This window comes from Streptomyces odonnellii (assembly GCF_000981895.1).
Lineage (GTDB): Bacteria > Actinomycetota > Actinomycetes > Streptomycetales > Streptomycetaceae > Streptomyces > Streptomyces odonnellii.
In genome coordinates this window covers 1-3938 of record NZ_LATD01000562.1, presented here as the reverse complement: position 1 = coordinate 3938, position 3938 = coordinate 1, and the positions used below count along the sequence as shown (strand labels likewise).

General features: G+C 72.0%; 5 protein-coding genes. 3 read left to right on the top strand and 2 right to left on the bottom strand.

Annotated elements, in window-relative coordinates:
- Positions 1-294 precede the first annotated feature (294 nt).
- Together WH07_RS42300 and WH07_RS35045 are read right to left on the bottom strand one after the other, a co-directional pair.
- On the bottom strand, positions 295-471 hold the full coding sequence (locus tag WH07_RS42300; RefSeq protein WP_157877494.1) for a hypothetical protein: 177 nt from the start codon (positions 469-471) through the stop codon (positions 295-297).
- Between the two features lie 106 nt (positions 472-577).
- On the bottom strand, positions 578-1132 hold the full coding sequence (locus WH07_RS35045; protein WP_046509141.1) for a L,D-transpeptidase: 555 nt from the start codon (positions 1130-1132) through the stop codon (positions 578-580).
- A gap of 103 nt (positions 1133-1235) precedes the next feature.
- Here WH07_RS35045 and tsaB point away from each other — a divergent pair, with 103 nt between their 5' ends.
- The 3 genes from tsaB to tsaD all read left to right on the top strand — a co-directional run bounded on the left by tsaB (position 1236) and on the right by tsaD (position 3781).
- On the top strand, positions 1236-1940 hold the full coding sequence (gene tsaB / locus WH07_RS35040; RefSeq protein WP_046509139.1) for a tRNA (adenosine(37)-N6)-threonylcarbamoyltransferase complex dimerization subunit type 1 TsaB: 705 nt from the start codon (positions 1236-1238) through the stop codon (positions 1938-1940).
- A gap of 83 nt (positions 1941-2023) precedes the next feature.
- On the top strand, positions 2024-2530 hold the full coding sequence (locus WH07_RS35035; protein WP_046509143.1) for a GNAT family N-acetyltransferase: 507 nt from the start codon (positions 2024-2026) through the stop codon (positions 2528-2530).
- An 84-nt stretch (positions 2531-2614) separates the two neighbouring features.
- Entirely contained in the window at positions 2615-3781 is a 1167-nt protein-coding gene (gene tsaD / locus WH07_RS35030; RefSeq protein WP_046509137.1) for a tRNA (adenosine(37)-N6)-threonylcarbamoyltransferase complex transferase subunit TsaD, read from the top strand.
- Positions 3782-3938 lie beyond the last annotated feature (157 nt).

The following is a 3938-nucleotide window of genomic DNA, read 5'->3' as shown; positions in this document are numbered from 1 at the left end:
GAACCACTGAGCCGGGGGGCGCGGGACCCGGGGGCGGGGGCGAAACCACTGGATATGACGAACGGCGGACCGTCACGCTGACGGGATTCGGACGCCGCTGGTCGGAGACCGATTTCGGGGCGCTCGCCCGCTGACCCCGCCGGAGGATTTGTCCGCGATTCGGCCGGCCGTTCCGTACGTTCCGACAAGACGTCGGCAAAATGTTGCGCGTGCCATGCCCAGCGTGGTCACATGGTGTTCGAGACATGGTTAGGTCTGCCTAACTAGTACCTGACCACGCCTGCCCCCGGAGCCTCAGGAGGCATCCATGTCGGCGTCAGAGCGCGAATCGCGTCCGCAGTCCTCTCCGCCCCGGTCACCCTCGCCCTCGGCTTCGGCGCCGTCCGTGTCCATGAGCGCGCTGCTGGCGTCGTGCGCGGCTGCCGCGGCCGTCTCGACCCCGCCGAGGGAACCGTCGGCGGTCGAGGCCACCGATACGACTGAGGCGACCGAGGCGGACAGACTGGAGCGGCAGCCCGACGCGGCCTGAGGAGAGCCGTACCGGGCCCGTGCGTACCGGCTGGTGACAGCGGGACGACTACGGGACGACGACCACGGGGGAGCCGACCGTCGCGAACGTCCACACCGCGTTGCCGTCCGCCTTCTTCATCCGGACCCCGCCCGTCTTCAGCGTCGGATCGGGCTTGGACAGCGAGCCGTCCGCCGCGGAGCCGAATCCGATGGTCACGTCGTTGACGGTCGTGAACCGTACGACATGCTCGACCCGCACCCCGTCCGTCCCGGTGACCATTCCGGAGCGCGAGGTCACCCGGTACGAACCGGGCATCGGGCTGACCGTGCTCGGCATGACGGAGAAGCTCCGGGTCGCCTGCTCGTTCTGGTTCACCAGCCACACCCGGCGCTGGGACAGCGCGTACACGACCCGCGCGCCGGTGCCCGACTCCGGCGGGATCGCCTTCGGGTCCTTCTTCTTCGGTACGGCGGCGCCCGAGGCGGACGGAGAGGCGGAGGGCGCGGCGGGCTTTCCGACGGCCTTCGGAACGTTCGCGGCCGCCTGGTAGGCGAGGAAGCCGACCACCGCGACCGCCGCCGCGGTGAGCCCGGCCACGATTCCCGAGCTGCTCCTGGACACCTTGATCCACCTCTCGTACGTATGACTTCTCGGTGACGGTAGCAGCAGCCGAGTGACGGGGCGGGGCGCCGTGCCCCGGGCGCCGGAGCCGTAGGCTGTTTGCGTGCTTCTGCTCGCCGTTGATACCGCCACGCCCGCCGTCACCGTCGCTCTCCACGACGGCAGCTCCGTCCTGGCCGCCGAGAGCCAGGTCGACGCGCGCCGCCACGGGGAACTGCTCCTCCCCGCCGTCGACCGGGTCCTCGCCGAGGCCGGGCTGAAACTGGAGGCCGTCACGGATGTGGTCGTGGGAGTGGGGCCGGGGCCGTACACCGGACTGCGCGTCGGGCTGGTCACCGCCCTTACCTTCGGCTCGGTGCTGGGGGTGCCGGTGCGCGGGCTCTGCACGCTGGACGGGCTGGCGTACGCCTCCGGGCTCGACGGGCCGTTCGTCGTCGCGACGGACGCGCGGCGCAAGGAGGTCTACTGGGCGCGGTACGCGGATGCCCGTACGCGCCTGACCGAGCCCGCGGTCGACCGGCCGGCCGATATCGCCGGGCATGAGCAGGTGGCGGGGGTGCCGGCGGTCGGCGCGGGGGCACGGCTCTACCCGGAGGTCTTCCCGGACGCGCGCGGCCCGGAGCACCAGTCGGCGGCGGCGCTCGCGTCGCTGGCGGCGGAGAGGCTGGCGGCGACGGCGGACGGTGCCGGGGTCGGTGCCGGGGGCCCTGACGACGGTGACGACGGCTTCCTGCCCGCCCTTCCGCTGTATCTGCGCCGTCCCGACGCGGAGGTGCCCAAGAACTACAAGGTGGTCACGCCGAAGTGACCGACGCGACCGATGGGGCGGGGGAGAAGCGAGTGACGGAGACGGCCGGCGCGACGGCGGCTCCCGCCGTCTCCCTGCGCGAGATGCGCTGGTGGGACATCGAGCCCGTACTCGCCCTCGAACGCGACCTCTTCCCCGAGGACGCCTGGTCGCCCGGCATGTTCTGGTCCGAGCTCGCGCACGCGCGCGGTCCGCGGGCCACCCGCAGTTATGTGGTGGCGGAGACGCGGGACGGCGGGTCGGAGGACGCACGGGCGGAGGGGGCGCCGGGCGACCGGATCGTCGGTTACGCCGGGCTCGCCGCCGCCGGTGGCATCGGTGACGTACAGACCATCGCCGCGGCCCGCGACCAGTGGGGCACCGGCCTCGGCTCCCGGCTGCTCACCGAGCTGCTCCGGCACGCCACCGCCTTCGAGTGCGAGGAGGTGCTGCTCGAAGTGCGGGTCGACAATCCGCGGGCGCAGCGGCTGTACGAGCGGTTCGGCTTCGAACCGATCGGCTTCCGGCGCGGCTACTACCAGCCCGGCAATGTCGACGCGCTCGTCATGCGCCTCCATATGAAGGCCCGGCAGGACGAAGTCCCGGGCTGACCCGTCGGACCCGCCCGAGCCGCACGACCGACACGACTCATACGACCCACAGGCCCCACACGACCCATCGAGGAACTGAGATCCATGCCTGACGAACCTCTCGTTCTCGGTATCGAGACGTCCTGCGACGAGACGGGGGTCGGCATCGTCCGAGGGACGACGCTCCTCGCCGACGCCATCGCGTCGAGCGTCGACGAGCACGCGCGCTTCGGCGGAGTGGTGCCCGAGGTCGCGTCCCGTGCGCACCTGGAGGCGATGGTGCCGACGATCGAGCGCGCGCTGAAGGAGGCGGGTGTCTCCGCCCGAGATCTGGACGGCATCGCGGTGACCGCCGGGCCCGGCCTGGCGGGGGCGCTGCTGGTGGGTGTCTCGGCGGCAAAGTCGTACGCGTACGCCCTCGGCAAGCCGCTGTACGGCGTCAACCACCTGGCCTCCCACATCTGCGTCGACCAGCTCGAACACGGTCCGCTGCCCGAGCCGACGATGGCGCTGCTGGTGAGCGGCGGGCACTCGTCGCTGCTGCTCGCGCCGGACATCACCAGCGATGTACGGCCGATGGGGGCGACGATCGACGACGCGGCGGGCGAGGCGTTCGACAAGATCGCGCGCGTGCTGCACCTCGGCTTCCCCGGCGGTCCGGTGATCGACCGGCTCGCGAGGGAGGGCGATCCGACGGCGATCGCGTTCCCGCGCGGGCTGACCGGGCCGCGCGACGCGGCGTACGACTTCTCCTTCTCCGGACTGAAGACGGCGGTGGCCCGCTGGATCGAGGCGAAGCGGAACGCGGGCGAGGAGGTGCCGGTACGCGATGTCGCGGCCTCTTTCCAGGAGGCGGTGGTCGACGTACTGACCCGGAAGGCCGTCCGCGCCTGCAAGGACGAGGGCGTGGACCATCTGATGATCGGCGGCGGCGTCGCGGCCAACTCCCGGCTGCGCGCGCTGGCCGCCGACCGCTGCGAGCGTGCGGGCATCCGCCTGCGGGTCCCGCGCCCGGGGCTGTGCACGGACAACGGCGCGATGGTGGCGGCACTGGGCGCGGAAATGGTGGCCAGGAACCGGTCGGCGTCGGACTGGCAACTGTCGGCGGACTCGTCGCTGCCGGTGACGGAGCCGCACGTACCGTCGCACGACCAGGACGGTCATGACCACGGCGGGCACGATCATGGCGACCACGGCCACGGCGGACATGGCCATGGCGGGCACGACCATGATCATCTGCATGAGCTGAGCAAGGAGAACCTGTACTCATGAGGCCGAGGCACGCATGACCGTGGCCGTGATGTGGGAAGCGAAGGCGGCCCCCGGCCGCGGCGCGGAACTCCTCGCCTGGGCCCGTTCCCAGCCCTTCCCGCACACCCCCCTCCGCCAGGACCTCCTCCGGGCCCCGGAGGAGGTCCTGGCGGAGGGG

Excerpts from the sequence above, each read along its gene's own strand:
- WH07_RS35035 (WP_046509143.1), top strand. The coding sequence starts at position 2,024 with ATGCGCTGGTGGGACATCGAGCCCGTACTCGCCCTCGAACGCGACCTC.
- tsaD (WP_046509137.1), top strand. The coding sequence starts at position 2,615 with ATGCCTGACGAACCTCTCGTTCTCGGTATCGAGACGTCCTGCGACGAG.